General features: G+C 71.7%; 22 protein-coding genes. 7 read left to right on the top strand and 15 right to left on the bottom strand.

Annotated elements, in window-relative coordinates:
• The first annotated feature begins 140 nt into the window (after positions 1–140).
• Complete coding sequence (locus ACZ7GX_RS04255; protein ID WP_498772675.1) at positions 141–659, top strand: SRPBCC family protein; 519 nt, start codon at positions 141–143, stop codon at positions 657–659.
• A gap of 383 nt (positions 660–1,042) precedes the next feature.
• On the opposite strand, the gene ACZ7GX_RS04250 is transcribed toward ACZ7GX_RS04255, so the two are convergent.
• The 4 genes from ACZ7GX_RS04250 to ACZ7GX_RS04235 are packed head-to-tail and all read right to left on the bottom strand — an operon-like array spanning position 1,043 to position 3,120.
• Complete coding sequence (locus tag ACZ7GX_RS04250) at positions 1,043–1,573, bottom strand: hypothetical protein (RefSeq protein WP_498772673.1); 531 nt, start codon at positions 1,571–1,573, stop codon at positions 1,043–1,045.
• Positions 1,574–1,577: 4 nt separating this feature from the next.
• The gene (locus tag ACZ7GX_RS04245) at positions 1,578–2,306 is read right to left on the bottom strand and encodes a metallophosphoesterase family protein (RefSeq protein ID WP_498772671.1); all 729 of its coding nucleotides are present in this window, start codon (positions 2,304–2,306) and stop codon (positions 1,578–1,580) included.
• Positions 2,303–2,551 carry a BON domain-containing protein gene (locus ACZ7GX_RS04240; protein WP_461120832.1) on the bottom strand — a complete coding sequence of 83 codons (249 nt, stop codon included), beginning with the start codon at positions 2,549–2,551 and terminating at the stop codon, positions 2,303–2,305. Before ACZ7GX_RS04240 ends, ACZ7GX_RS04245 begins: the two co-directional genes overlap by 4 nt.
• A complete protein-coding gene (locus tag ACZ7GX_RS04235) occupies positions 2,551–3,120 on the bottom strand; it encodes a nucleotidyltransferase family protein (protein ID WP_498772669.1) in 570 nt (189 codons plus the stop codon). The genes ACZ7GX_RS04240 and ACZ7GX_RS04235 overlap by 1 nt, the downstream gene beginning before the upstream one ends.
• Positions 3,121–3,196: 76 nt before the next feature.
• Between ACZ7GX_RS04235 and ACZ7GX_RS04230 the strand changes: the two genes are divergently transcribed.
• On the top strand, positions 3,197–3,442 hold the full coding sequence (locus ACZ7GX_RS04230) for a DUF6480 family protein (protein WP_498772667.1): 246 nt from the start codon (positions 3,197–3,199) through the stop codon (positions 3,440–3,442).
• A gap of 13 nt (positions 3,443–3,455) precedes the next feature.
• Here the strand turns inward: ACZ7GX_RS04230 and ACZ7GX_RS04225 are convergent, their stop codons facing one another.
• Positions 3,456–4,475: an NAD-dependent epimerase/dehydratase family protein gene (locus ACZ7GX_RS04225; protein WP_498772665.1), complete on the bottom strand. Its 1,020-nt coding sequence runs from the start codon at positions 4,473–4,475 to the stop codon at positions 3,456–3,458.
• Here ACZ7GX_RS04225 and ACZ7GX_RS04220 point away from each other — a divergent pair.
• Positions 4,474–5,262: a ZIP family metal transporter gene (locus tag ACZ7GX_RS04220; RefSeq protein WP_498772825.1), complete on the top strand. Its 789-nt coding sequence runs from the start codon at positions 4,474–4,476 to the stop codon at positions 5,260–5,262. The two genes, ACZ7GX_RS04225 and ACZ7GX_RS04220, sit on opposite strands and share 2 nt — an antisense overlap.
• 34 nt (positions 5,263–5,296) lie before the next feature.
• Here the strand turns inward: ACZ7GX_RS04220 and ACZ7GX_RS04215 are convergent, their stop codons facing one another.
• Positions 5,297–5,908 (bottom strand): flavodoxin family protein, encoded by a 612-nt coding sequence (locus tag ACZ7GX_RS04215; RefSeq protein ID WP_498772663.1) that lies wholly within the window; start codon positions 5,906–5,908, stop codon positions 5,297–5,299.
• A 99-nt stretch (positions 5,909–6,007) separates the two neighbouring features.
• Here ACZ7GX_RS04215 and ACZ7GX_RS04210 point away from each other — a divergent pair, with 99 nt between their 5' ends.
• The gene (locus ACZ7GX_RS04210; RefSeq protein WP_498772661.1) at positions 6,008–6,904 is read left to right on the top strand and encodes an aminoglycoside phosphotransferase family protein; all 897 of its coding nucleotides are present in this window, start codon (positions 6,008–6,010) and stop codon (positions 6,902–6,904) included.
• A gap of 46 nt (positions 6,905–6,950) precedes the next feature.
• On the opposite strand, the gene xylB is transcribed toward ACZ7GX_RS04210, so the two are convergent.
• Entirely contained in the window at positions 6,951–8,330 is a 1,380-nt protein-coding gene (xylB, locus tag ACZ7GX_RS04205; RefSeq protein ID WP_498772659.1) for a xylulokinase, read from the bottom strand.
• The gene (gene xylA, locus ACZ7GX_RS04200) at positions 8,330–9,466 is read right to left on the bottom strand and encodes a xylose isomerase (RefSeq protein WP_498772657.1); all 1,137 of its coding nucleotides are present in this window, start codon (positions 9,464–9,466) and stop codon (positions 8,330–8,332) included. The genes xylB and xylA overlap by 1 nt, the downstream gene beginning before the upstream one ends.
• A gap of 61 nt (positions 9,467–9,527) precedes the next feature.
• On the opposite strand from xylA, the gene ACZ7GX_RS04195 reads away from it, so the two are divergent.
• Positions 9,528–10,700: an ROK family protein gene (locus tag ACZ7GX_RS04195; RefSeq protein ID WP_498772655.1), complete on the top strand. Its 1,173-nt coding sequence runs from the start codon at positions 9,528–9,530 to the stop codon at positions 10,698–10,700.
• Here the strand turns inward: ACZ7GX_RS04195 and ACZ7GX_RS04190 are convergent.
• Positions 10,676–11,206, bottom strand: a complete 531-nt coding sequence (locus ACZ7GX_RS04190; protein WP_498772653.1) for an AAA family ATPase — start codon at positions 11,204–11,206, stop codon at positions 10,676–10,678. The two genes, ACZ7GX_RS04195 and ACZ7GX_RS04190, sit on opposite strands and share 25 nt — an antisense overlap.
• 282 nt (positions 11,207–11,488) lie before the next feature.
• Between ACZ7GX_RS04190 and ACZ7GX_RS04185 the strand changes: the two genes are divergently transcribed.
• Both ACZ7GX_RS04185 and ACZ7GX_RS04180 read left to right on the top strand, forming a co-directional pair.
• Positions 11,489–14,134 carry an nSTAND1 domain-containing NTPase gene (locus ACZ7GX_RS04185; protein WP_498772651.1) on the top strand — a complete coding sequence of 882 codons (2,646 nt, stop codon included), beginning with the start codon at positions 11,489–11,491 and terminating at the stop codon, positions 14,132–14,134.
• Positions 14,135–14,221: 87 nt separating this feature from the next.
• The gene (locus tag ACZ7GX_RS04180) at positions 14,222–14,569 is read left to right on the top strand and encodes a LapA family protein (RefSeq protein WP_498772823.1); all 348 of its coding nucleotides are present in this window, start codon (positions 14,222–14,224) and stop codon (positions 14,567–14,569) included.
• 9 nt (positions 14,570–14,578) lie between these two features.
• On the opposite strand, the gene ACZ7GX_RS04175 is transcribed toward ACZ7GX_RS04180, so the two are convergent.
• The 6 genes from ACZ7GX_RS04175 to ACZ7GX_RS04150 all read right to left on the bottom strand — a co-directional run bounded on the left by ACZ7GX_RS04175 (position 14,579) and on the right by ACZ7GX_RS04150 (position 23,458).
• Complete coding sequence (locus ACZ7GX_RS04175) at positions 14,579–17,290, bottom strand: cellulose binding domain-containing protein (RefSeq protein ID WP_498772649.1); 2,712 nt, start codon at positions 17,288–17,290, stop codon at positions 14,579–14,581.
• Between the two features lie 538 nt (positions 17,291–17,828).
• Entirely contained in the window at positions 17,829–18,860 is a 1,032-nt protein-coding gene (locus tag ACZ7GX_RS04170) for a LacI family DNA-binding transcriptional regulator (RefSeq protein WP_498772647.1), read from the bottom strand.
• Entirely contained in the window at positions 18,857–20,257 is a 1,401-nt protein-coding gene (locus ACZ7GX_RS04165; protein WP_498772821.1) for a GH1 family beta-glucosidase, read from the bottom strand. The genes ACZ7GX_RS04170 and ACZ7GX_RS04165 overlap by 4 nt, the downstream gene beginning before the upstream one ends.
• Positions 20,258–20,268: 11 nt before the next feature.
• The gene (locus ACZ7GX_RS04160; protein ID WP_498772645.1) at positions 20,269–21,168 is read right to left on the bottom strand and encodes a carbohydrate ABC transporter permease; all 900 of its coding nucleotides are present in this window, start codon (positions 21,166–21,168) and stop codon (positions 20,269–20,271) included.
• Positions 21,168–22,172, bottom strand: coding sequence for a carbohydrate ABC transporter permease (locus tag ACZ7GX_RS04155; RefSeq protein WP_498772643.1), 1,005 nt, complete (start codon positions 22,170–22,172; stop codon positions 21,168–21,170). The genes ACZ7GX_RS04160 and ACZ7GX_RS04155 overlap by 1 nt, the downstream gene beginning before the upstream one ends.
• Positions 22,172–23,458, bottom strand: a complete 1,287-nt coding sequence (locus tag ACZ7GX_RS04150) for an ABC transporter substrate-binding protein (protein WP_498772641.1) — start codon at positions 23,456–23,458, stop codon at positions 22,172–22,174. The genes ACZ7GX_RS04155 and ACZ7GX_RS04150 overlap by 1 nt, the downstream gene beginning before the upstream one ends.
• Positions 23,459–23,775 lie beyond the last annotated feature (317 nt).

Raw genomic sequence — 23,775 nt, 5'->3', positions numbered from 1 at the left:
ACTTAGCCGGTAGCAGGAGAAGCAAACACTTCTCCGAGAGGCGCTACTCACGGTCACCCTTCGGGGGAGCGAATGTGTGTGAGGCCGCCCGGACGGGTAACCGGATGTCGAACTCGATTCCCCGAGGAGAGGTTGTTGCAGTGACGACGATCGAGAAGTCCGTGGACGTCGAGGTCCCGGTCACGACCGCGTACAACCAGTGGACGCAGTTCGAGTCGTTCCCGCGGTTCATGGAGGGCGTCGAGCGCATCACCCAGGTCACTCCCACCCGGACCCACTGGGTCACCAAGATCGGTGGTGTGACCAGGGAGTTCGACGCCGAGATCACCGAGCAGCACCCCGACGAGCGGGTCGCCTGGCACACGGTCGACGGTCCGCCGCAGGGTGGTGTGGTGACGTTCCACCGGCTCGACGACCGGCGGACGCGAGTCCACGTGCAGATGGAGTACGACCCGCAGACGCTCACCGAGAAGGCGGGTGCGGCGGTCGGCGTGGTCGGCCACCGCGTCTCCGGTGACCTGGAGCGGTTCAAGGAGTTCATCGAGGGCCGCGGCCTGGAGACGGGCGCGTGGCGGGGTGACGTGAGCCGACCGCCGCAGGCCGGCGAGACGCGCCACGACCTGCCGGACGCCGGTCGCCCGGGTGATCCGCTGCGATGAGCCCGAAGGCGGTTCGGGAGCCACGGGATCGGAGCCGGTCACACCCTCCGATCCCCCACCCCCGGCCGCCGGTCGACGACGGTTGACCGTCCCGGTCGACCACCGTCGCGACCGACGTGAAGCGAAGGCCCCGCCGACTCCGGTCGGCGGGGCCTCTTCGTGCCCAGTGCAGTTCTTCGTGCCCAGTGCAGTAGTGGGGGTGGGAGCGCAGCGGTGGCGGTCGGGCTTCTGGCCTGGAATGCGAAAGGCCCGCGGGTGCGTGGTACCCGCGGGCCTTTCGAGGGGTTCCTCCAGGCGGCATTCCTCAGCCGTGTCCTCCCGGCCGTGTCCTCCCGGCCGTGTCCTCCCGGCTGTGTTCTGCCGGCTGTGTTCTGCCGGCCGTCCTAGCCGTTCTTCAGTCGTTCGAACAGCTGTCCCACCGACCGTCGCAGTGCCGAGGCCGCGTCGCCGAGCAGCGAGCCCGACTCGGGAGGGCTGCCGTTCACCGGCCGGTCGGTCCCCTCCGCGCTCTGCGGCTCCACGTCCTGCGCCAGCAGCTCGCGCAGCACCTCCAGCACCACCTCCGGGTGCCCGAGCGGCACGGGGGCGGCGAACGTCTGGGCGGAGCTGATCAGGTCCTGGTGCCGCCGGATCAGCTCCCCGACGCCCGCGCCGGCCGCCGCGCCCGCCACCAGGTGCACCGGCACCTCGCGGTCGGCGAACTCCGACAGCACCTCGTCCACCTCGTGCCACGGCTCGTCCGCCGCGGGCAGCCGGCACCACATGACCTGCAGGTGCTCGGTCAACGGCCGCCACGTGCCCGGCAGGTCGCCGTGCCTGCCGACGCCGGCCGGGTCGAGCACGATCACCGCCGGCGCGTCGGGCGGGCCCGCCCACACCACGGACGGACCGCCGGCCCTGGGTTCCTCCTGCATGCGGCTACACCTCCACCACGGCTGGTTCCACGCAGTAGACCGTGTACGCCGACCGGATGACCGGCTGCGCGACGTTGCGCACCCGCACGCCGCCGGGTGTCATGCCGTGCTCGTTGCCGAAGTGCGCGTGCCCGTGCACGGCCAGCTGCGCGTCGTTGGCGTCGATCGCCTCGCCGAGCAGGTACGAGCCGAGGAACGGGTAGATCTCCGGCGGCTCGCCGCGCAACGTGTCCGGCACCGGCGAGTAGTGCGTCAACGCCACCTTCACGTCGGTGTCGAGGCTGCCGAGGGCCGCCGCGAGCGAGTCGGCGATCTCGCTGGTGTGCCGGATGAACGCCTTCATCTCCGGCTCGCCGAACGCGCTACCGCACTTGCCGGCGAACCCGCCGCCGAAGCCCTTCACGCCGGCGACGCCCAACGTGTGGCCGTCCACGCCGATCGTGGTCGCCTCGCCCTCCAGCACGGTGATACCCGCGTCGCGGAGCACGGAGGTGACCTCGTCCGGCTTGTCGTCGTGGTGGTCGTGGTTGCCCAGCACCGCGACCACGGGCACGGCCAGGCCGCCGAACTCGTCGGCCACCACCCGCGCCTCGGACACCGTGCCGTGCCGGGTCAGGTCGCCCGCCAGCAGCAGCACGTCGGCGCAGCCGCCCAGCTCGTCCAACGCGGGCCGCAGCCGACCGCGCGCGTCTTCGCCCAGGTGCACGTCACCCACCGCGGCGATGCGGATCATCGAAGCTCCTCTCGGCCGACCGGCGCGTCGGACGGCACCACCTTCACGTCGTCGAGCACGGTCAACTCCGGCGCCACGTCGTGGATCACGGCTTCGAGCTCGGCGCGGCGCTCCGGGCTGGCCACGTCACCGGACAGCAGCACGTGGTCACCGCGCACGGTGACCCGCACGCCCAGCTCGGTGGTGCGCGGGTCCTCGGCCAACGCCTGGCGCAGCCGGGCGGAGAGGTACTGTTCAGCGGTCATCAGGCGCTCCTGGTCATCGGTGAGGGCAGGAGGTCGAGGCGTTCGGCGAGCACGAGGAACGCCTCGGCGTACGGGGAGTGCTTGGTCGCCGCGCGGACGTGCTCCCAGTCGATCTGCTCGCGCAGCGCGCGGGCGAACGGCAGCAGCTCGCTGAAGTCGCAGCGGTGGCCGTCGAGGACCAGCAGCTTGCCGATCAGGACCTCGGTGGCCGGCATGACCGGCAGCACCACCGAGCCGACCTGCAGCTCCTCGGCCCGCGACAGCGTCGCGTCGGTCACCGGCACCTCGTTGGGACGGAACAGCAGGTCCACGAGCGAGTCGCCGTCGTAGACCTTGAGCAACCAGTCCTCGGGCGGCGTCGCGGCACGCATGCCGACCGAGACGAGCGCGCTCACCGCCGCACTGGCGTCCTCCTCCCGAACCAGGATGTCCACATCGTGCTCCGTCGCGGGACCGCCTCTGGCGTACACCGCGCACCCGCCCGCCAGGGCGAAGGGGATGTCGTGCGCGCGCAGGGCCTTGGCGACTTTCGTCAACGTGCGCAGCAACTCGTCTTGGACACCGCTCATGCGTGCTGATTACCCGTACGGCTGGGTCTTCACACGGCCGCGGGTAGCGCCGTCCACACGGGGTAGTCCACTCGGCATGACTGCCACACCGCCCGACCCGGACCCGGACCGCACGCCCGGTCTCGAGCCCGGTGGCGGGGTCGCGCCCGGCGAGACACCGCCCGACTCGGGTCAGACCTCCGGCCTGTCCCACCCGCAGCCGATGCCCTCGCGGCGCGGCCCGATCATCACGCTGGTGGCCGTGCTCGTCGTGACGCTGCTGGCGCTGGCGTTCGTCGTGGCCCAGGTGATGGGCTGGACGAACCTGTTCGAGGGCTACTGACGAGGTCGGGCGGTCAGGGCTTCAGCGGAGGGCTCGGGCGCAGGCCCTCCTTCCGGCCGAGGCCCTCCAGGAGTCGGGCCAGGGTGTCGCGGGCGTTGTGCCGAGGTGCCCAGCCGAGCCGGGCGAACGCCTTGGTGGCGTCCAGCAGCGGCGCGGTGAGGGCCAGGTCGACCCAGCCGTGCGAGGTGGGTTGCAGGCGCAGGCGCCAGCTGATCCGGGCGGCGTTGCGGAGGACGGCCGGCGGGATCGCCACGTGCCGCGTGCCCATGACCTCGGCGAGCACCTGGGGCGTCACGACCGGCTCGGAGACCAGGTTGAACGCGCCCTCGGCCCGCGTGGTGAGGATCTTCACCAGGGCGTCGGCCACGTCGTCGGCGTGCACGAACTGCAGCACCATCGTGCGAGGCAGGGGCAGGACGGGCAGCTTGGCGAGGACGCCGGGCCGGAACAGGGCGTGCGGGACCAGGGGCCCGAGGAAGTACCGCTTGATCTCGGCGGCGGCCGCCGGTTGCAGCACCAGGCCGGGCCGGACGCGGGTGACGACCAGTCGGGGCTGTTCGCGTTCGACCTGGTCGAGCAGGTGTTCGACGGCGGCCTTGTGCCGGCTGTAGTAGGAGTTCGCGAGGCCGTCGGTCGGCCAGGTCTCGTCCACGGTGTGGTCTTTCGAGGCCGGCGAGTACGCGCCGACCGACGACATGTGGACGAGGTGCGGGACGCCTGCCTTCGCGACCGCGGCGAACACGCGCTCGCTGCCGGCGACGTTCGTCCGGTAGAGGAGGCGCTCGTCGTGGCCCGGTTGGATGCGCCAGGCGAGGTGCACGACGGCGTCGGCGTCCCGGAAGGCCTCGGCGAGGGGTTCCTCCGCGCCTTCGCGGCTGAGGTCGACCGGGGTCCACGTGATGGTGTCGTAGGGCGGTTCGACGCCCGGCGGACGGCGGGAGGTGCCGTGCACGGCGATGTCCGGTTCGTCGGCGAGGCGGCGCAGGAGCGCGGTGCCCAGATTGCCGGTGGCGCCGGTGACGACGATCCTCATGGCGGTCGGGTACCCGCGCGGGCCGGGTGCGACACGGGGAGGCCGGGTGTTGCAGGCGGCGGGGTGGGGGTTGCTGGCCGGGTCGGCGCTGGTGCTCGGCGCGCTCGTGGGCTACCTGGTCCGGGTGCCGCGAGGTGTGGTCGCCGCGGTGATGGGGTTCGGCAGCGGCGTGCTGATGTCGGCGGTGTCGTTCGACCTGATCGACGAGGCCCACGAGCTGGGCGGACTGCTGCCGACGGCGTCCGGCGCCGCGCTGGGCGCCCTGGTCTACACCGCGGCGAACGTGGCGCTGGCCAAGCGCGGCGCGCGCCACCGGAAGCGGTCGGGCGGGTTGCAGCCGTCGGAGTCCGAGCAGAGCGGGTCGGGTTCGGCGATCGCGGTCGGCGCGCTGCTGGACGGCATCCCGGAGTCGGTGGTGATCGGGGCGAGCCTGCTCGGCGGCGGCGGGGTGAGCGCGGTGACCGTGGCGGCGGTGTTCGTCAGCAACGTGCCGGAAGGGCTGTCCTCGGCCGCGGGGATGCGGCAGGCCGGTCGGTCGCGGACGTACGTGTTCGGCCTCTGGATCGCGATAGCGCTGGTGAGCGGCCTGGCGGCGATGGCGGGCCGCGGCCTGCTCGCCGACGCGCCGCCGCAGTGGCTCGCCGCGATCACGGCGTTCGCGGGCGGCGCGATCCTGGCGATGATCGCCGACACCATGATCCCCGAGGCGTTCGACGACGCCCACCTGCTGGTCGGCGTGGTCACGGTGGCGGGTTTCCTCAGCGCGTTCGCGCTGTCGCACATCTGAGCGGCCACCACGTGCACGAACGTTCGTGCACGTGTCAGCCGCTCGACGGCGGGGCCGGGATCGGGGACTTCGCCAGCGCCTGGGCGACGGCGTGGAGGTTGGCGGCCATGGCTTCACCCGTGCTCTTCGACCAGTCGTGGCCGTGGACGGTGTCCGGGTAGCTCGGGCCCGGCCCGGGACCCATGTTCCAGTAGGTCCACGCCTGGCCCGGGATGGTGTAGCCGATGTCGCCCAGGGCGCCGGCCACCTCGCTGATCACGTGGTGCGCGCCGTCCTCGTTGCCGGTCACCACGACGCCCGCCACGCGGTTGTACGCGACCGGCCGGCCCTCGTCGTCCTGCTCGGAGATCATCGCGTCCATCCGCTCGATCACGCGCTGCGCGACGGACGACGGGTGGCCGACCCACGTCGGCGTGGCGACGACCAGGATCTCGGCGTGGAGCAGCGCGTCGTGCAGCACCGGCCACTCGTCGCCGTCCCCCAGGTCGGTCACGACGCCCGGCGGCACGTCGTGGTCCACCACCCGGAACGTCCGCACTTCCACGTCCCGCTGTTCGAGGGCTTTGACGACGACGTCCGCCAGCATCTGCGTGTTGGACGGGTCGGGCGACTTCTTCAACGTGCAGTTGAGCACCACGGCCCTCATCACGGGCACCTCCGCATCCGGTCGGCCAACCGCCGGGATACCCGCGCCGAACCGGAAAATGCGTTGCCCGGCACGCGGGGTGATCGGGAGGGTGGCGGGATGGTGGACATCTCCCCGCGCGACGGTCGTGCCGGTATCGACGCCGGGCTGGTGCGGCGGCTGATCGCGAGCCAGTTCCCGCAGTGGGCCGGACTGCCCGTGACGCCGGTCGAGGTCGACGGGTGGGACAACCGCACGTACCGGCTGGGTGACGGCATGACCGTGCGGCTGCCCACCGGCGAGGGTTACGCGCCGGCCGTGGAGAAGGAGCACCGGTGGTTGCCGGTCCTCGCGCCGGCGCTGCCGGTGCCGGTGCCCGTGCCGCTGGCGCTGGGCGCGCCGGGTGAGGGCTATCCGTTCCCCTGGTCGGTGCGGCGGTGGTTGGCCGGGCGGACGGCGTCGCCGGAGCGCGTCGAGGACCTGGTGGCGTTCGCGGAGTCGATCGCCGAGTTCCTCCGCGCGTTGCAGCGGGTCGACGCGGCGGAGGGGCCGCGGGCGGGTGCGCACAGCTTCTACCGGGGCGCGCCGCCGGGCCACTACGACGACGGCACGCGGCGGGCGCTCGCCGTGCTGGAAGGGCGCGTCGACACCGCACGGGCAGCTGCGGTGTGGGACGACGCGCTGAACGCGCCGGGGTGGTCGCGGCCGCCGGTGTGGTTCCACGGCGACATCGCGCACGGGAACCTGCTGGTCGACGGCGGGAAGTTGACCGCGGTGATCGACTTCGGCACCTCGGGGGTCGGGGATCCGGCCTGCGACCTCGTGATCGCCTGGACGATGTTCTCGGGCGAGAGCAGGCGGGCCTTCCGCGAGGCGGTCGGGCTGGACGACGCCACGTGGGCGCGTGCGCGTGGTTGGGCGTTGTGGAAGGCCCTGATCACGCTCGCCGACGGCGACGACCGCGACGACGGGCCGCGGCGGGTCGTGGCGGAAGTGCTCGGTGACTCGCCGTGGTGAAAGGGGGCGCCCCCGCGGCCGGAGGCGCCCCCTTTCACCCCTTGCGTCAGCGGTTGACGGTCAGGTCGCGCGCCGAGGCGTAGCGGTCCCGGACCCACGGGGTCGGGTCGGCTTCGACGGAGGTCGAGGCCAGTTCCGACCAGTGGGGCGGGGTGTCCGCGCCGCCCGCCGCCCACGCCGCCTGCCTGGCGGCGCCGTCGGCCACGTACTCGCTCGGCGCCGGTACCAGGACCGGGCAGCCGAAGATCGCGGGCGCGAGCTGCCGGACGGCGGGCATGCGCGCCCCGCCGCCGATCAGCAGCACGCGGGTGACCGGCATGCCGAGCGCCCGCAGTGCGTCGATCGCGTCCGCCAGGCTGCACAGCAGGCCCTCGACCGCGGCGCGCGCGAGGTGCGCCGGGGTCATGGTGTCGAGCCTCATGCCGTGCAGGGCGCCGGTGGAGTCGGGCTTGTTCGGCGTCCGCTCCCCCTCCAGGTAGGGCACGAAGACCAGGCCGTCGGCGCCCGCGGGCGCGGTCAGGGCCAGGTCCGACAGGTCCGCCAGGTCGACGCCGAGCACCGACGAGGTCGACGTGAGCACCCGGGACGCGTTCAGGGTGCACACCAGCGGCAGGTGGCCGCCCTCGGCGTCGGCGAAGCCGTTGACGATGCCGGTGCCGTCGGCGACGGGGTTCGGCCAGCGCGCGAACGCCGTGCCGGACGTGCCGATGGACACCACCACGTCACCGGGCTGCGCCTGCACGCCGAGGGCCGCCGCCGCGTTGTCGCCCGCGCCCGCGCCGAACCGGCCGTCGACCAGTTCCGCCGGGCCCACCACCCGCGGCAGCGCGACGACCTTGCCCAGGGCCAGTTCGAGCAGGTCCGGTCGGTAGTCCTCTGTGGACGGAGACCAGTACCCGGTGCCGCTGGCGTCGCTGCGGTCGGTGGTCAGCGCGTCCAGCGACGTGCCGCCGGCCAGCTTCCACGTCAGCCAGTCGTGCGGGAGGCAGACCGCCGCGGTGCGGGCGACCGACTCCGGCTCGTTGGCCGCCAGCCACCGCAGCTTGGTCACCGTGAGCGAGGCGACCGGCACGCTGCCGATCGCCTCGGCCCACCGGTCCGGACCGCCCAGCTCGGCGGTGAGGTCGGCCGCCGCCGGCGCGGAACGGGTGTCGTTCCACAGCAGCGCCGGCCGGACCACCTCACCGGCCTCGTCGAGCGTCACCATGCCGTGCTGCTGCGCGGCCACCGACACGGCGGCCACGTCGTCCAGGCCGCCCGCGTCCGCGATGGCCGTCTGGAGCGCGTCCCACCAGGCGGCGGGATGCACCTCGGTGCCCGTCGGGTGCGTCGCACGCCCTTGCCGAACAAGGGCGCCGGTGTCCGCGTCGCGGACCACAACCTTGCAGGACTGGGTGGACGAGTCGACGCCCGCGACGAGCGCCATCAGCGCGCGCCCAGCAGGTGCTCGGTCGCCAGCTGCGCCAGGCGCACGAAGCCGAAGCCGCGCTCGGCAGCGGTGTCCGGGTCGAAGTCCTCGCCCTTCAGGAAGTCCTCGATCGACTCACCCGGGTTCAGGGTCGGCTCGGCCAGCTCGTACACGCCGCTGACCTTCATCGCCTCCTGCACCTCGGGGTCGGCCCGGAACGCCGCCGCCCGCTCGCGCAGCAGCGTGTAGGTGCGCATGTTGGCCGCCGCGCTCTCCCACACGCCGTCGAGGTCCTCGGTGCGCAGCGGCTTGTAGTCGAAGTGCCGGGGCCCTTCGTAGCCGCCGTTCTCCAGCAGGTCGACCAGGAAGAACGCGGACAGCAGGTCGCCCTGGCCGAACACGAAGTCCTGGTCGTAGCGCGGGCCCTTCTGGCCGTTGAGGTCGATGTGGAAGAGCTTGCCCTGCCACAGCGCCTGGCCGATGCCGTGCACGAAGTTGAGGCCCGCCATCTGCTCGTGGCCGACCTCGGGGTTCACGCCGACCAGCTCGTGGTGCTCCAGCGTCGAGATGAACGCCAGCGCGTGGCCGATCGTCGGCAGCAGGATGTCGCCGCGCGGCTCGTTCGGCTTGGGCTCCAGCGCGAAGCGGAAGCCGTAGCCCTGGTCGACCGAGTACTGCGCGACCGTGTCGACGGCCTCGCGGTAGCGGTCGAGGGCGGCGGACACGGGCTTGCCCGCGTCGACCTCGGAGCCTTCCCGGCCGCCCCACATCACGATGGTCTCGGCGCCGAGCTCGGCCGCCAGTTCCAGGTTGCGCAGCACCTTCCGCAGCGCGAACCGCCGGACCGTGCGGTCGTTGCTGGTGAAGCCGCCGTCCTTGAACACCGGGTGGGTGAACAGGTTGGTGGTCACCATGGGCACGACCATGCCGGTCTCGTCCAGCGCCGCGCGGAACGCGGCGACCCGCTTGCCCACCTCGGCCGCGTCGGAGCCGAAGGGGAACAGGTCGTCGTCGTGGAACGTGATGCCCCACGCACCGAGCTCCGAGAGCTTGCGCACCGCCAACGGCGCGTCCAGCGGCGGGCGGGTCGCGTCACCGAACGGGTCGCGTCCCGGCCAGCCGACCGTCCACAGGCCGAAGCTGAACTTGTCCACGAGGGCACCTCCAATAAGTTTGATGCCTGAACTTATCGCACTCAGCCGCTAGGATCCAGTGGTGTCCAGACCGCAGCCCGCGAGCCAGCACACCGTGCGACGGCACAACTCCGCCCTCGTGCTCGACGCCATCGCCGAGGCGCCCGGGTCGTCGCGCGCGGCCGTGGCCGCCCGGACGGGCTTGACCAAGGCCACCGTGTCGAGCCTGGTCGACCGGATGATCGGCGCCGGGCTCGTGGCCGAGGGCGAGGCGCAGGCCAGATCCGGTCCCGGGCGGCGCGGCACGGCGTTGCACCTCTCGCCGACCGGGCCGCACGGGCTCGGGGTGGAGGTCGGGGTCGACTACCTGGCCACGTGCCTGGTCGACCTCACCGGGCGGGTGCGGGCGCGCTGGGTGCGGCCCAGCGACAATCGTGCCTCCTCCCCCGCCCGGGTGCTGGCCAAGGTGGCGACGGCGGTGCGCACGGCGGCGAAGCAGGACGTGCCGATCGGCGGGGTCGGCGTGGCCGTGCCGGGCCTGGTGGAGGTGGCCGGCGGGTCGCTGCGGGTCGCGCCGAACCTGGGCTGGCGCGAGGTGGACGTCCGGGGCGAGCTGACCCGCCGGGTCGAGCTGGACGTGCCGGTGCTGGTGGGCAACGAGGCGAACCTCGCCGCGCTGGCCGAGCTGTGGCACGGGGACGTGGCGACCGACTTCCTGCACATCTCGGGCGAGATCGGCATCGGCGCGGGCCTGGTGGTGGGCGGCGCGCTGTTCGAGGGCGTGTCCGGGTTCGGCGGCGAGATCGGGCACCTGTCCGTCGACCCGCGCGGGCCGCGGTGCGCGTGCGGGTCGCGCGGGTGCCTGGAGCGGCTGGCCGGGCAGGACGAGATCGTGCGCGCGGCGGGCGTGTCGGGGGTGGACGAGCTGCTGGTCAGGCTGGCCGCGGGCGAGCGGACGGCCACCACCGCGGTGCGCTCGGCGGCGCGGTGGCTGGGCGTGGCGCTGTCGGGCGCGGTGAACCTGCTCGACCTGCCGACGGTGGTGCTGGGCGGCACGTACGCCCGCCTGGAGCCGTGGCTGCAGGAGCCGTTGCACGCCGAGCTGGACCGGCGGGTCGTCAGCGCCGAGTGGTCACCCGTTCGGGTGGTCGCCTCGTCGCTGGGCGCGGAGGCCGCCATGCGCGGCGCCGCGACCACCGCCGTCCGCGCGATCCTCGCCGACCCCGACCCCTACGTCACCACCGCCCTGACCTGACCCCGCGCCTGCCCTGCGTCCAGAACGGCCAGGAGCGCCTCATAGGTGTGAGCCGGGTCACCTTCGACGGAGCGGATGAGGGTGGGGCCGCGCGTGGCGATGACGGCTTGCAGGTTGTCGTACATGGCCGAGAGCTCGGCCGGGGTGGCCTGGATCGTGCCGCGCTCGGTGAAGCGGCGGATCGCGTTGTCCTTGGTGTCGATCAGGACGACCTCGTAGTAGGCCGCGCCCACCTCGGCCGCCAGGGCGGCGAGGCGGTCCAGGAACTCCGGGCGGCCGAGGAACTGGGGCACCACCACGTCGTGGCCGGACGTCAGGTGCACGCGGGCGGCGGCGACGGCGATGTCGCGCGCCAGGCGGCCGGCCTCGCCGAGGTCGCCCGCGATCAGGTCGCGCACCCGGTCCACGTCCAGCGCCAGCGCGGGCGGGTGGTCGTCGGCGTAACGGCGCGCGATGGTCGACTTGCCGCACCCTGGCGGACCGTTCAGAGCGATCAGGCGAGGCACTCCGCCGAGCCTAGCCCCGGGTGGCGACCGGGACCGCTTCCAGGCCGTAGACCTGCACCGGAGCACCGGACACCCGCCCGCGAGCCCACCCCGCCGCGCCTCAGGCCGGAGCCCGCACGCACACCGGGCGACCTGCCCCGGACCGCTTCACCCGAATGCAGTCCCCCGAAGCGGGCGCGCCGCGGGACCTCGCATGACAGCCTGGACGGCACGTTTGTCACTGCGGACAATCGTGGTGAGACTGCCAGGGGGGTGGACCGGTTGCCGCGCGGAGAACGCCCGTTGGACGTCGGTGACAGCCCGCTGCTGAAGTTCGCCGCCGACCTGAGGTCGTTGCGGGACAAGGCGGGCGGGCACAGCTACCGGCAGTTGGGCGCGCGCGCCCACTACTCGGCGACCACGTTGTCCGACGCGGCGGGCGGGCGCAGGCTGCCCACGCTCGCGGTGACGCTGGCCTACGTGCGCGCCTGCGAGGGCGACGTGGCCGAGTGGGAGGACCGGTGGCGGCAGGTCGCCGCCGAGGTCCTGCCCAGCTCCGACCCCGCCCCCGACGAGGGCCACCCGCCGTACGCGGGCCTGGCCGCCTACGGCACCGAGGACGCCGAGTGGTTCTTCGGCCGCGACCACCTGCTGGACGACCTGGAGCAGCGCCTGGCGCACCGCCGGTTCATCGCGGTGTTCGGCGCGTCGGGCGCGGGCAAGTCGTCGCTGCTGCGCGCCGGCCTGGTGCCGAGGGTGGCCGGCCGGGTCGTGGTCACCGCGCCGAGCGAGACCGCCGACCCGGACCTGGACGCCGACCTGCTCATCGTGGACCAGTTCGAAGAGGTCTTCACGCTGTGGCCGGACGCCGACCGGCGCACCGCTTACGTCGACGCCCTGCTGGCCGCCCGGTGCAAGGTCGTGGTCGGCGTGCGGGCCGACTTCTACGGTCACTGCGCGCAGCACCCGGCGCTGGTCGAGGCGCTGGCCGACGCCCAGCTGCTGCTCGGGCCGATGGGCGCCGAGGAACTGCGCCAGGTGATCATGCAGCCCGCCGTGAAGGCGTCGTGCACGGTGGAGACGGCGCTGGTGTCCCGGCTCATCGCGGACGCCACCGGTCAGGCGGGCGTGCTGCCGCTGATGTCGCACGCGCTGCTGGAGACGTGGCGGCGACGGCGCGGCACCACGTTGACGCTGGCCGGCTACGAGGCCGCGGGCGGCGTCCAGCACGCCATCGCCCAGACCGCCGAACGCACCTACACGTCCCTGGAACGGCACCAGCGCGCGGTGGCGCGGCAGGTGTTCCTGCGGCTCACCGCGCTCGGCGACGGCACCGAGGACACCAAGCGCCGGCTGCCGCGCGCCGAGCTCGACCACGACGTGGACGTGGACGTGGTGCTCGACCGGCTCGCCCACGCCCGGCTGCTCACCCTGGACCGCGACAGCGTGGAGATCGCGCACGAGGCGCTGATCCGCTCCTGGCCGCGGCTGCGCGGCTGGCTGGCCGAGGACCGGGAAGGGCTGCGCACCATGCGCCGGCTCACCGAGGCCGCGGCCACCTGGGAGTCGCTCGGCCGCGACCCGGACGCGCTGTACCGGGGCACGCGGCTGGACACCGCGGTCGAGTGGACGCGGCGCGACGGCGTGCGCACCAGCGCGCAAGAGCGCGACTTCCTGGCCGAGAGCCTCCAGGCGCGCGACCGGGAACGGCTGGTCACGCAGCGGCACACCCGCAGGCTGCGCCAGCTCGTGGCGCTGCTGGCCGTGCTGCTCGTGCTCGCCGGCACCGCCGTGGTGATCGCGATCAGCGCGCAGAAGGAGGCCGCGGCGGGCTGGAACTCCTCGGCCGCCTGGTACGTGGCCAACCAGTCGCAGAGCCTGCGCAGCAGCGCCTCGGAGCTCGCCGACCAGCTCGCCCTGGTCGCCCACCGCCTCAACCCGAACGACGAGACGCGGGACGGCGTGCTCAGCGCGCGGGCGAGCAGCGAGCTCAACGAAGCCGCGCGCGCCGCCTTCGCCTCGGCCCTGGCCCGCAGCCCGGACGGCGAGCAGCAGACGACGCCCGCCCGGGTGCTCGGGCCGGCGAACGAGACCGTGACCTCGATCGCCGTGAACCACGCCGGCCAGGCGTTCGCCACGACGCTGGTGGACGGGCCCGCGAAGGTCTGGGACGTCACCGACCTGACCCCGGAGATCGTGCACACCTTCGACCCCCGGGTCGACCGGATCGTGTTGGACCCAGCCCGCGCCCGCACGCTGGTCACCGTGTCGGAGCCGTCCGGTGTCGCGGTGTGGGACTGGTCGGACCCGGCCGAGCCGGTCGAGGTGGCACGCCTGACCGACCACCCGAACCAGGTCGTCGGCGTCGCCTACAGCCCGGACGGCCGCGACGTCATCACCTTCGACGTCATGGGCGTGATCCGGCTGTGGGACGTGTCCGACCCGAAGAGCCCGAAGCCGGTCACGCGGCTGGACACCGCGCGGGACGTCACCGCGGTCGCCGTGTCGCACGACCACCGCACGCTGGCGTACGGCACCGCGAAGGGCGAGGTCCGGCTGTACGACGTGACCGACCGGGCCAAGCCCGCGGAGCTGTGGTCCGGCCGGGCGCACCGGGGCGCGGTGCAGGCGCTCGGCTTCGACAGGTCCGGTGACGCGCTCGCCACGGTCGGCACGCAGGACGTGGTCGCGCTGTGGGACGTGTCGGACCCGCGGCGGACCTCGGGGCGCGGCCGGATCAACGGGGTCACCGAAGGCGTCTACGCGGTGCGGTTCGACGACACCGCGACCAGGGTGGTGACCTCGAAGTCCAACGGCACGACGCGCGCGTGGGAGTTCGACTTCGACACGGCGGTGCGCGAGATGTGCGCCGGCGTCACCGCACCCATCACCCAGGAGGAGTGGCAGCTCTACGTCGGCGCGCTGGAGTACCGCCGCCCGTGCGGTTGATTGGCGGGCCGGCGCGGGCGGGCAGATAATCACCGCGTGACCACTCCGCGTGACGACGACCGCACCCAGGCGCCGCCGACGAGCCCGATCCCGGGCGGTCCGCCGCCGGCGGGTCAGCCCGGACCGGGCGCGGTCGAGCCCTCGGTGACCGACGTGCCGGAGCGGAAGGCCGGGCCGCAGGCCAAGCTGAAGCCGACCAGGATCAGCGGCACGTGGGTCGCCGTGCTGGCGTCGATCGTGGTGCTGATCGTGCTGCTGGTGTTCATCCTGCAGAACCTCGCCGACGCCACGATCCACTTCTTGGGCGCGGCGGGCACGCTGCCGCTGGGCGTGGCACTGCTGTTCGCGGCGATCGCCGGCGCGATCCTGGTGGCCCTGGTCGGCGCAGCCCGGATAATGCAGCTGCGCCGCCAGGCCAAACGAGGGCTGCGGTAGTCGACGGCGTCACCCTGCGAGGCAGGGCCTGCCGTTCAGCGTGAAGCCGGTGGGTGCGACGTTGCTGCCCTGCCAGCTCGCCTGGAATCCGAATTCCACCGTGCTTCCCGCCGCGATGGTCCCGTTCCAGCCCTCGTTGCTCACGGTCACGGCGGCGCCGGTCTGCGACGCCTTGCCGTTCCAACTGTTGGTGATCTTCTGGCCGTTCGCGAACGACCAGCCCAGGTTCCAGCCCGTGACGGCCCTGGTGTCCCGGTTGGTGATCCTCACCGATCCGGTGAAGCCACCTCCCCACTGGGAGGAGACCCGGTACTGCACCGAGCAGCCGGGTGGCGGCTGGTCGGTGACCGTGGTCGTCCCGGAGGTGGTGCTCGACGTGGTGTTCGGGATCGTGGTGGTCGTGGTGGGGAACGGCTCGGTGGTCGAGATGTTCCCGGCCGGGTCGGCGACGAGGATGCCGCGGCCGTTGGTGCCCAGGTAGACGCGCCCGTAGACGCGCGGGTCACCGGTGATCGCCTCGCCCATGTTGCCGTACTGCTGGTTCACCCCGGTGTTGATGTGCACGAACCCCGCGGCCAGGCCGTCGAAGCCGAAGCCCTCCATCCGGTAGACGCCCAGGCGGCCGTCCTCGAAGGCCAGCACGGTGTACATGGCCGGGTAGGTCTTGCCCTCGGCGGCCTTGCCGAACCCGACGCTGACCGCCTTGGTGACCCACTTGTTCTTCCGGACCGTGGCGCCGGAGTCGGTGGACCGGAACAAGCCGTCGCCGGTCAGCCAGAGGTCGCCCTCGTGGCCCGGCACGGCCTTGAGCCTGGTCGCCGCCACCTCGGGCCCCGCGGTGAACGTCGCGCCGCCGTCGGTGCTGGCGTAGAGCCGGCCGCCGGCCAGGCCGTAGAACTTGTTCGGGTTCACCCGGTCCGACTCGACGACGGCCCCCGCCGGGATGCCGGTGGACGGCGCCCAGGTGGTGCCGAAGCCCACCGAGTGGTGCACGGCCGCGCCGGCCGGGCTCCACACGAACCGCGAGCCGTCCGCCGACGCCGCGACCGTGCCGCCGCCGGTGACGCCGCCCGGTTCGGAGCCCGCGAACCAGTTCGCGCCGCCGTCGGTGGAGAACGCCACGTGCGGCGAGCCGTCCACGTTGCCGGAGCGGACGATCACCGACGGGTTCTTCTCCGCGTAGTCCAGGCTGGTGGTCGTGGTGAAGTTGGGCTGCTGGAACATCAGCGGCGGCACCTTGGTGATGTCGGTGTGCCGGAACCCGCCGATGTCGCCGAGGCCGCTGATCAGCGGCGCGCCGGTGGGCGGGCTGATCAGGTCGAGCACCGCGGTCTCCTCCAGCCCCGCGGCGGTCGGCTTGATCGTGATCTTTCCGCCGTCGTCCCACTTGAGCAGGTCCGTCGTGCCGTAGATGGTGGCGCCGGTGCCGTACATCATCCGGTTGGAGTCGAACGGGTCGATCTCCAGCGACTCCACCATCCAGCCGAGCTTCGGCGAGGTCTCCGGCGGCTGCGGGTTCGCGCCCCAGCTCAGCCACGGCGAGGAGCCGATGTCCATGGTGTAGCGGAAGCTGCGCTCGGGGTAGCTCGTGAAGTCCCACGCCCGCGTCCACGTCGCGCCGCCGTCGGTGCTGCGGAAGATGATGACGTCCGGCCACCAGGAGATCTGGGTGGCGACCATGAGCGTGTCCGGGTTCTGCCGGTCGATGGTCAGGCCGCTGTAGCCGAAGTAGGCGTCGGAGCTGGTGGACGGGACCGGGCTGATCCGCGTCCACGCGCCGGTGGCGGTGTCGTACTTCCACACGTCGCCCTTGCCGCCGTCGTACGGGCCGCCGGTGTCGCTGGTGGCCAGGTAGAGGAAGCCGCCCTCGGCGTCCAGCTCGCCCTGGTGGGCGAGGTAGCCGGTGGGCTGGCCGGCCAGCCGGGTCCAGGTCGCGCCCGCGTCCGTGCTGCGGTAGACCGTGTTCTCCTTGTCGGCCACGCCGACGTAGATCGTCCTGGACGGGCTGCCCGCGGTCGAGGAGCGCGGGTCGTAGGTCACCCAGACCACGCCCTGGATGTCGTTGGAGTAGCCGTTGGGGTCGTTCGGGTCGGCGACGTAGTTGCCCGGGTTGGGGAAGCTCGTCACCTGCGCCCAGGTCACGCCGCTGTCCGCGCTGCGCCACAGCCCCTTGCCGCTCGGCGCGCCGAAGTACAGCACCCGCCCGTCGTTCGGGTCGACCGACAGCCGCTCACCCATGCCGCGACCCGGCATGTTGCCGCCGACCTTGAACGGCAGCTCGGTGCGCTGCCACGTGGCGCCGCGGTCCGAGGAGCGCAGGATCGCGCCGTTGTTCGGGTCCCAGCTGTTGGTGTACATGCCCACGGCCGCGTACACCTTGTCGGCGTTCTTCGGGTCCGGCGCGATGCTCGCCACGCCGTTGTAGCCCCACTTGTCCCAGCCGACCCAGTCCAGCAGCGGGACCCAGCGGCCGGTGGCCTGGTTCCACCGGTAGGCGCCGCCGATGTCGGTGCGCGCGTAGACCAGGTCCTTCTCCGCGGGGCTGAACACGATGCCCGGCACGAACCCGCCGCCCGCGATCTCCACGTTGCGCCAGTCGTGCGGCTGCACGATGCCCGAGGCGGACAGCGGCGGCGAGGACGCGGGACTCGCCGCGGCGGTCACCAGCACCACACCGAGCGCGGCGACGGCCGCGGTGGTCAACGCGAGAAGGCGCTTCATGACTCCACTCCCCCATTCGTGACCGGCGCGGCCGTGACCGGCGCGCTGGTGATCGGCCGGACCCGCCCGACCTGTCCGAACGCACCGGCCCCGACCGGGTTCGCGGTCGAGGTGGCGTCGGGGTGGTTCCCGGCACGACGGCCCGCGACTCCCACCGGGCCCGGCGGGGCTGCCGCCGTGAACGGGGTGCGACGGGCCATCGGTGCTGCGCTCCTTCGCGCGGGGTGGGAGGAGGCGGTGGGCGAGAGGGATCCGCCTCCCCCCTGGCTGGAAGTCGGGGTACTGGAGGTCGTGCGGTCCGGGCGCGCGGGAGGCCGTCCGGGTTACCAGTTCTGGGAGCGCTCCCAGATCGGGCAGGATTGGACCGTAGCCAGGCTGATCGACTCACGGCAAGGGTCGGGGCTACGCCATCCGAGTGAACTGTGCGCTCAGGCCCACCGGATTGGGTCGAACGCGTCGAACGAGACGTCGAATCGCTTCGAAATACCGCGACCCGGACCGAAGGCCCGGGTCGCGGCAGTGTTCCTCCGAGAGCGACTCAGGCGCTCGAACGGGTGACCATCGAGGTCGGGAGGAGCAGGAACGGCGGGAGGTTCTCCTCGCCGGCCAGCTCCGCCATGAGACGCCACGTCATGGTGCGACCCAACTGCTCCACGTCCTGCCGGATCGTGGTCAGCGGCGGCACCGCGGTCGAGGCGATCATCAGGTCGTCGAACCCGACCACGGCGACGTCCTCGGGCACCTTCTTGCCGTGCGCGTGCAGGGTCTGCAACGCGCCCAGCGCCATGATGTCCGCGCCGACGAACACCGCGTCCAGGTCCGGGGCCTGCTCGAGCAGGTCGGCCATGGCCGCGGCGCCGCTCTCCGGCGTGAAGTCGCCGTACGCGACCAGGCCGGTGTCGACCCTGGCCTGGCTCAGGCCGCGCTTCCAGCCCGACAGGCGGTCCATGCCGACCGCCATGTCCCGGGGGCCCGCGATGGTGCCGATGCGCTTGTGACCCCGCGCGACCAGGTAGCGAGCCGCTTCCATCGCGCCGTTGAAGTTGTCCGAGTCCACATAGGGCACTCCACCGGCGCCGAGGGGCCTGCCGCAGACCACGGTCGGCAGGCCCGCGTCGGCGAGCGTGCGGGGCAGCGGGTCCTGGCCGTGCAGGCTGATCACCAGCACGCCGTCCACGTGGCCACCGCACAGGTAGTTCACCAGGTCCTGCTCGTCGCCCTCCTTGCTCATCATGAGGACGAGCTGGACACGCTTGCCCGCGAGCTCGGCGTGCACTCCGCGCAGCACACCGGCGAAGAACGGGTCGTTCAGCACCCGGCTGCCCTGCTCGGACACGACCATGGCGATGCAGTTCGCCCGGCTGCCCGCGAGCGTCCGGGCCGCCTGGTTCGGGCTGTACCCGAGCTTGCCGATGGCCTGGTGGACGGCTTCACGCGCCCTGGAGCTGACGTACGGCTCGCCGTTGATCACCCGGGAGACGGTCGACTTCGACACCCCGGCTGCCCGAGCGACCTCCTCGAGCCGGGTGTTGGGTCGTCGCGCCTTGGGCGGGTCAACGGCATCTGTCACGGAGCGACCGTCGCCGCGAGAACGTTGCCACGGGCAACCTGTGAGTACCACATGGCACTCATCTTAGGCGTCCGCACCTGGGTCTCGTAGTCGACATGCACGATCCCGAACCGCTTGGCGTAGCCCTCGGCCCATTCGAAGTTGTCCATGAGCGACCACGCGAAGTAACCGCGGAGGTCGACACCCGCCTCGATGGCCGCGTGCGCGGCCCTGAGGTGCGACTCGATGTAACCGAGGCGCTCGGGGTCGTTGATCGACCCGTCGTCGTTGACGGAGTCGACGTAGGCCGCGCCGTTCTCGGTGACGTACAGCGGAATGCTGGGGTAGTCCTGGTGCACCCGCATGAGGACCTTGAACAGGCCGTCCGGCTGCACCTCCCAGTCCATGTCGGTGCGCGGCAGGCCGCGGCTGGGGAACGACACGTGCTCGGCGCCCACCCAGGGTGACCCGGTCGGGCGACGCCCGTTGGTCTGGACCTCGACCTCCGGCTCCGGCGTGCCGCTCACGAAGTGCTCGGCGTAGTAGTTGACGCCCAGCTGGTCCAGCGGCGCGGAGATGATCTCCAGGTCGTTCTCGCGGATGTGCTTCGAGAAGCCGTACGGCTCCAGGTCCTCCACGATGTCGGCCGGGTACTCGCCCTTGAACAGCGGGTCCAGGAAGATCCGGTTCTGCAGGCCGTCGAGCCGGCGGGCGGCGTCGAGGTCGGCCGGGTCGTCCGGGTTCGCCGGGATGATCGGGTACATGTTGAGCGTGATGCCGATCTTGGCGTTCGGCGCCTGCTCGCGGATCGCCGAGGTGGCCAGGCCGTGGGCCAGCAGCAGGTGGTGCACGGCCGCGACGGCGGCCTCCGGCTCCTGGCGGCCGGGCGCGTGCACGCCGGCGGCGTAGCTGAGCAGCGACGAGCACCACGGCTCGTTGAGCGTGGTCCAGTTGTCCACGCGGTCGCCGAGGGCGCCGACGACCGACTCGGCGTACTCCGCGAAGCGGTACGCGGTGTCGCGGTTGGCCCAGCCGCCCTCGTCCTCCAGCGTCTGCGGGAGGTCCCAGTGGTAGAGCGTCAGCCACGGGGTGATGTTGTTCTCGAGCAGCTTGTCGACCAGCCGGGAGTAGAAGTCCAGGCCGGGCTGGTTGACCGGACCGGCGTCCGGGCGGATGCGCGGCCACGCGGTGGAGAACCGGTAGGCGTGCAGCCCGAGGTCGACCATCAGCTGGACGTCCTCGTCCACGCGGTAGTAGTGGTCGGCCGCGGGATCACCCGTGTCACCGCCCACGACCGCGCCCGGAAGCTGGCAGAACGTGTCCCAGATGGACGCGGTGCGACCGTCCGCGGTGGTCGCGCCTTCGATCTGGAACGCCGCGGTCGCGGCGCCCCACACGAATCCCTCGGGAAAGGAAATCGACTCCACAGCTACCCCTTCACAGCACCCTGCATGATCCCGGCGACGATCTGCCGACCGAGTACGAGGAAGACGATTAGAATCGGGACCGTGGCCATCGTGGTCCCGGCGAGCACGAGCGTTTTGTCGACGTAGTAGCCGCTCTGCAACTTCTCCAGGGCGACCTGCATCGTCGGGTTGTCCGCGTTGAGCACGATCAGCGGCCAGAGGAAGTCGTTCCACGACATCATGAACGTGAAGATGCCCAGCATGGCGGCCGCCGGGCGCACCGCGGGCAGGCACACGTGCCAGAACGTGCGGATCATGCTGCACCCGTCCATGCGGGCCGCCTCGATCAGCTCGTCCGGCACGGCGTCGGCGATGTACTGGCGCATCCAGAACACGCCGAACGCGGTCACCAGGTTGGGGACGATGACCGCGCCGAGGGTGCCTGACCAGCCGTACTCCGCCATCACCATGTACAGCGGGATGATGCCGAGCTGCGTGGGCACGGCGAGCGTGGCGACCACGAACACCATCAGCGGACCGCGGCCCTTGAACCGCAGCTTGGCGAACGCGAACCCGGCCAGCGTCGAGAGCACCACGACGGAGATCGTGACCGTGCCGGAGACGATGATGCTGTTGCCCAGCGCCTTCCAGAACGGGATCGTGTCCAGCACGCGGCTCGCGTTCTGGAAGAAGTTCCCGCCCGGCAACATCGGCGAGTCCTTGGTGAAGGTCGCGTCGTCGTGGCTGGCCACCAGGAACGACCAGTAGAACGGGAACGCCGAGCCCAGGATGAAGGCGATCAGGATCCCGTAGACGACGAAGCTCGGGCGCCGCTCGGAGAGCGACACCGCCTTCGAGCGCCTCCGCTTGACGGGCTTGGACCCGGCCGCGCTCGGCGCCGGGCGATCGGTGATGGTGGCCATCACGCCTCCCCACTGGACGCGAGCTTGCGGGTGAGCAGGAAGTTGATCCCCGCGATCGCGATGATGACGATGAACAGGATCCAGGCCATCGCCGAGGCGTAGCCGAGGTCCTGGCTCTGGAAGCCGGCTTGGTACATGTAGAGCACGACCGTCTGGTACTGGTGGGTCGCGCCGCCGTTGGCGCCCGCCGAGGGCGAGAACAGCAACGGCTCGGTGAAGATCTGCAGACCGCCGATGGTCGACGTGACGATCACGAAGATCAGGGTGGGGCGCAGCATCGGCAGCGTGATGCTGACGAACTGGCGCACCTTGCTCGCGCCGTCGACCCAGGCCGCCTCGTAGACGTCGCGCGGGATGGCCTGCATGGCGGCCAGCACGATCAGGGCGTTGTAGCCGGTCCAGCGCCAGTTGACCATAGTGGCGATGGCCACGTGGCTCCACCAGCGGTCGGCCTGCCAGTCGATCCGGTCGAAGCCGAACAGCTCGATGATGTTGTTGACGCTGCCGTACTGCACGCCGAACAGGTCGCCGAAGATGATGGTCAGGGCGACGAGGCTGGCCACGTAGGGCAGCAGCACGCCCATGCGCCAGCCGGTGCGCCCGCGCAGGGCGGTGTTGAGCAGCGCGGCCAGCAGCACCGCGATGATGACCTGCGGGATCGTCGAGATCGCGAAGATGCTGAACGTGTTGACCATCGCGTTCCAGAACTGCGAGTCGGCCAACAGGTTGGTGTAGTTCTCGACGCCGATGAACGGCTGCTCGTCCGCGCCGAGCTCCCACTCGAACAGGGAGATGTAGGCCGTGTAGAGCAGCGGGAACAGGCCCACGACCGCGAACAGGACGAAGAACGGGGCGATGTACAGGTAGGGCGAGAACTTCACGTCCAGCCGGTTCAACCGGTAGCGCCAGCTCAGCTTGCCCGTGCCGATGTCATCGTTGTCGTCGCGCCGCGGCGGGCGGGGCTCGGCGCCCCGCCCGCGCGCGACCGAAAGCTCGGTCGTCATTACTTGGCAGCCTTCTTGGCTCCCTCGACGACCTTCGCCCACGCCTCGTCGGGCGACGTGCCCTGCTCGACCGAGGTCAGCGCCGGGGAGACCACGTTGTCCTGGATCTCACCGTCCTGCGGGCCCTTGTACTGGGCCGCCGCGACCTTGTTGGCCTGCTCGGCGAACAGCATGCCGACCTTCTCGCCACCGAAGTACTCGCTGGTCTGGTTGAGCAGCTCGGGGGAGATCAGGCCCTCGGTCTGGCTCGGGAAGGTGCCCTTGGCCTTGAACGCCTTGATCTGCTGCTCGGGCGCGGTCAGCCACGCGGCCAGCTTGGCGGCCTCGGCCTTGTTCTTGCCCTGCTTCGGGACGGTCAGGTACGAGCCGCCCCAGTTGCCGCCGCCGCCGGGGAACGCCGCGGTGACGGCCCACTTGCCCTTGTGGTCGGGACCGGCGTTGCCCTCGATGACACCCAGCATCCAGGACGGGCAGGTCTTGGTGGCGAACGCCGACTCCTTGAAGCCGGTCTGCCACTCCGGGCTCCACGCGGAGAGCTTGGCCGACTGGCCGCGCGCGACCGCGCCGGTGACCTGGTCCCAGATCTTCTTGTCGTCGTTGGTCTCGATCACGAGCTTGTCGTCGCGGTCGAAGTAGCCGGTCTCGGCCTGGTTGTGCATCGGGTTGAAGATCTGCGCGGCCGAGTCGAACCACGGCTTGCCGGTCGCCTTGACGTACTTGTCACCGGCCTCGAAGTACGAGTCCCAGGTGGCGAACAGGGCCTTGACGCCCTCGGGGTCGGCCGGCAGGCCGGCGGCCTCCAGCATGTCCTTGCGGTAGCACATGGCCAGCGGGCCGATGTCGGTGCCGTAGCCGATGAGCTTGTTGTCCTTGGTCGTGACGGCGTCGACCTTCCACTGCAGCCAGCGGTCGTCGCGGACGTCCTTCGGACCGATCTCCTTGAGGTTCTCGAACTGGCCCGACTTGGACATGACCTGGCTCAGGAAGCCCTCTTCGACGGCCTCGACGTCGGCGAGGCCGGAACCCGCGCCCAGCTTGGTGAACAGGTTCTGGTGGTGCGGCGCGGCCTGGCCGGTCTTGCGCTGCGTGACCTTGACGTTCGGGTTCGCGGCTTCGTACTCCTTGAGGAGCTCCTCGTACCCGAACTCGTTGAAGGTCGCGATGGTCAGCTCGACCTTGCCGTCGGATGCCCCTCCGGAACCTCCCGAGCCACAGGCCGTGGCGACAGCGGCAAGCACTGCGGTGCAGGCCAGGACTTTGGCCAAGCCTGCTCGACGGTAGCGCACGAGAACTCCTCAGTTGATCGGCGGTGAACGTTCTGGGAGCGCTCCCAGGTTTTGGGGGAGTGTGGTTCGCGCCACGGAGTTGTGTCAAGCTCCCGTGTCCGCGCTGTTACCGACGTTGCGTCATTTGCCTTGCTGGACCGATTCTGCTAGCCGCTGGTCCAGTGGTCCGTTCAGGCACTGTTCGTAGACCGGTCGGACACGCTCGGTTCATCTCCGCGCCGAACGGCCCGAAAAGATTCCCGAGTCGCGAACCCGCTCACCCGCCACCAGTCTGCACCGGAAGTGCGCGCGTGTCCGGCACCGCCCCACGGCGAGTC

The organism is Actinosynnema sp. NPDC037264 (genome assembly GCF_055603705.1).
Note: the sequence above shows the minus strand (reverse complement) of the source record. Positions and strands in the feature narration are given on the sequence as shown.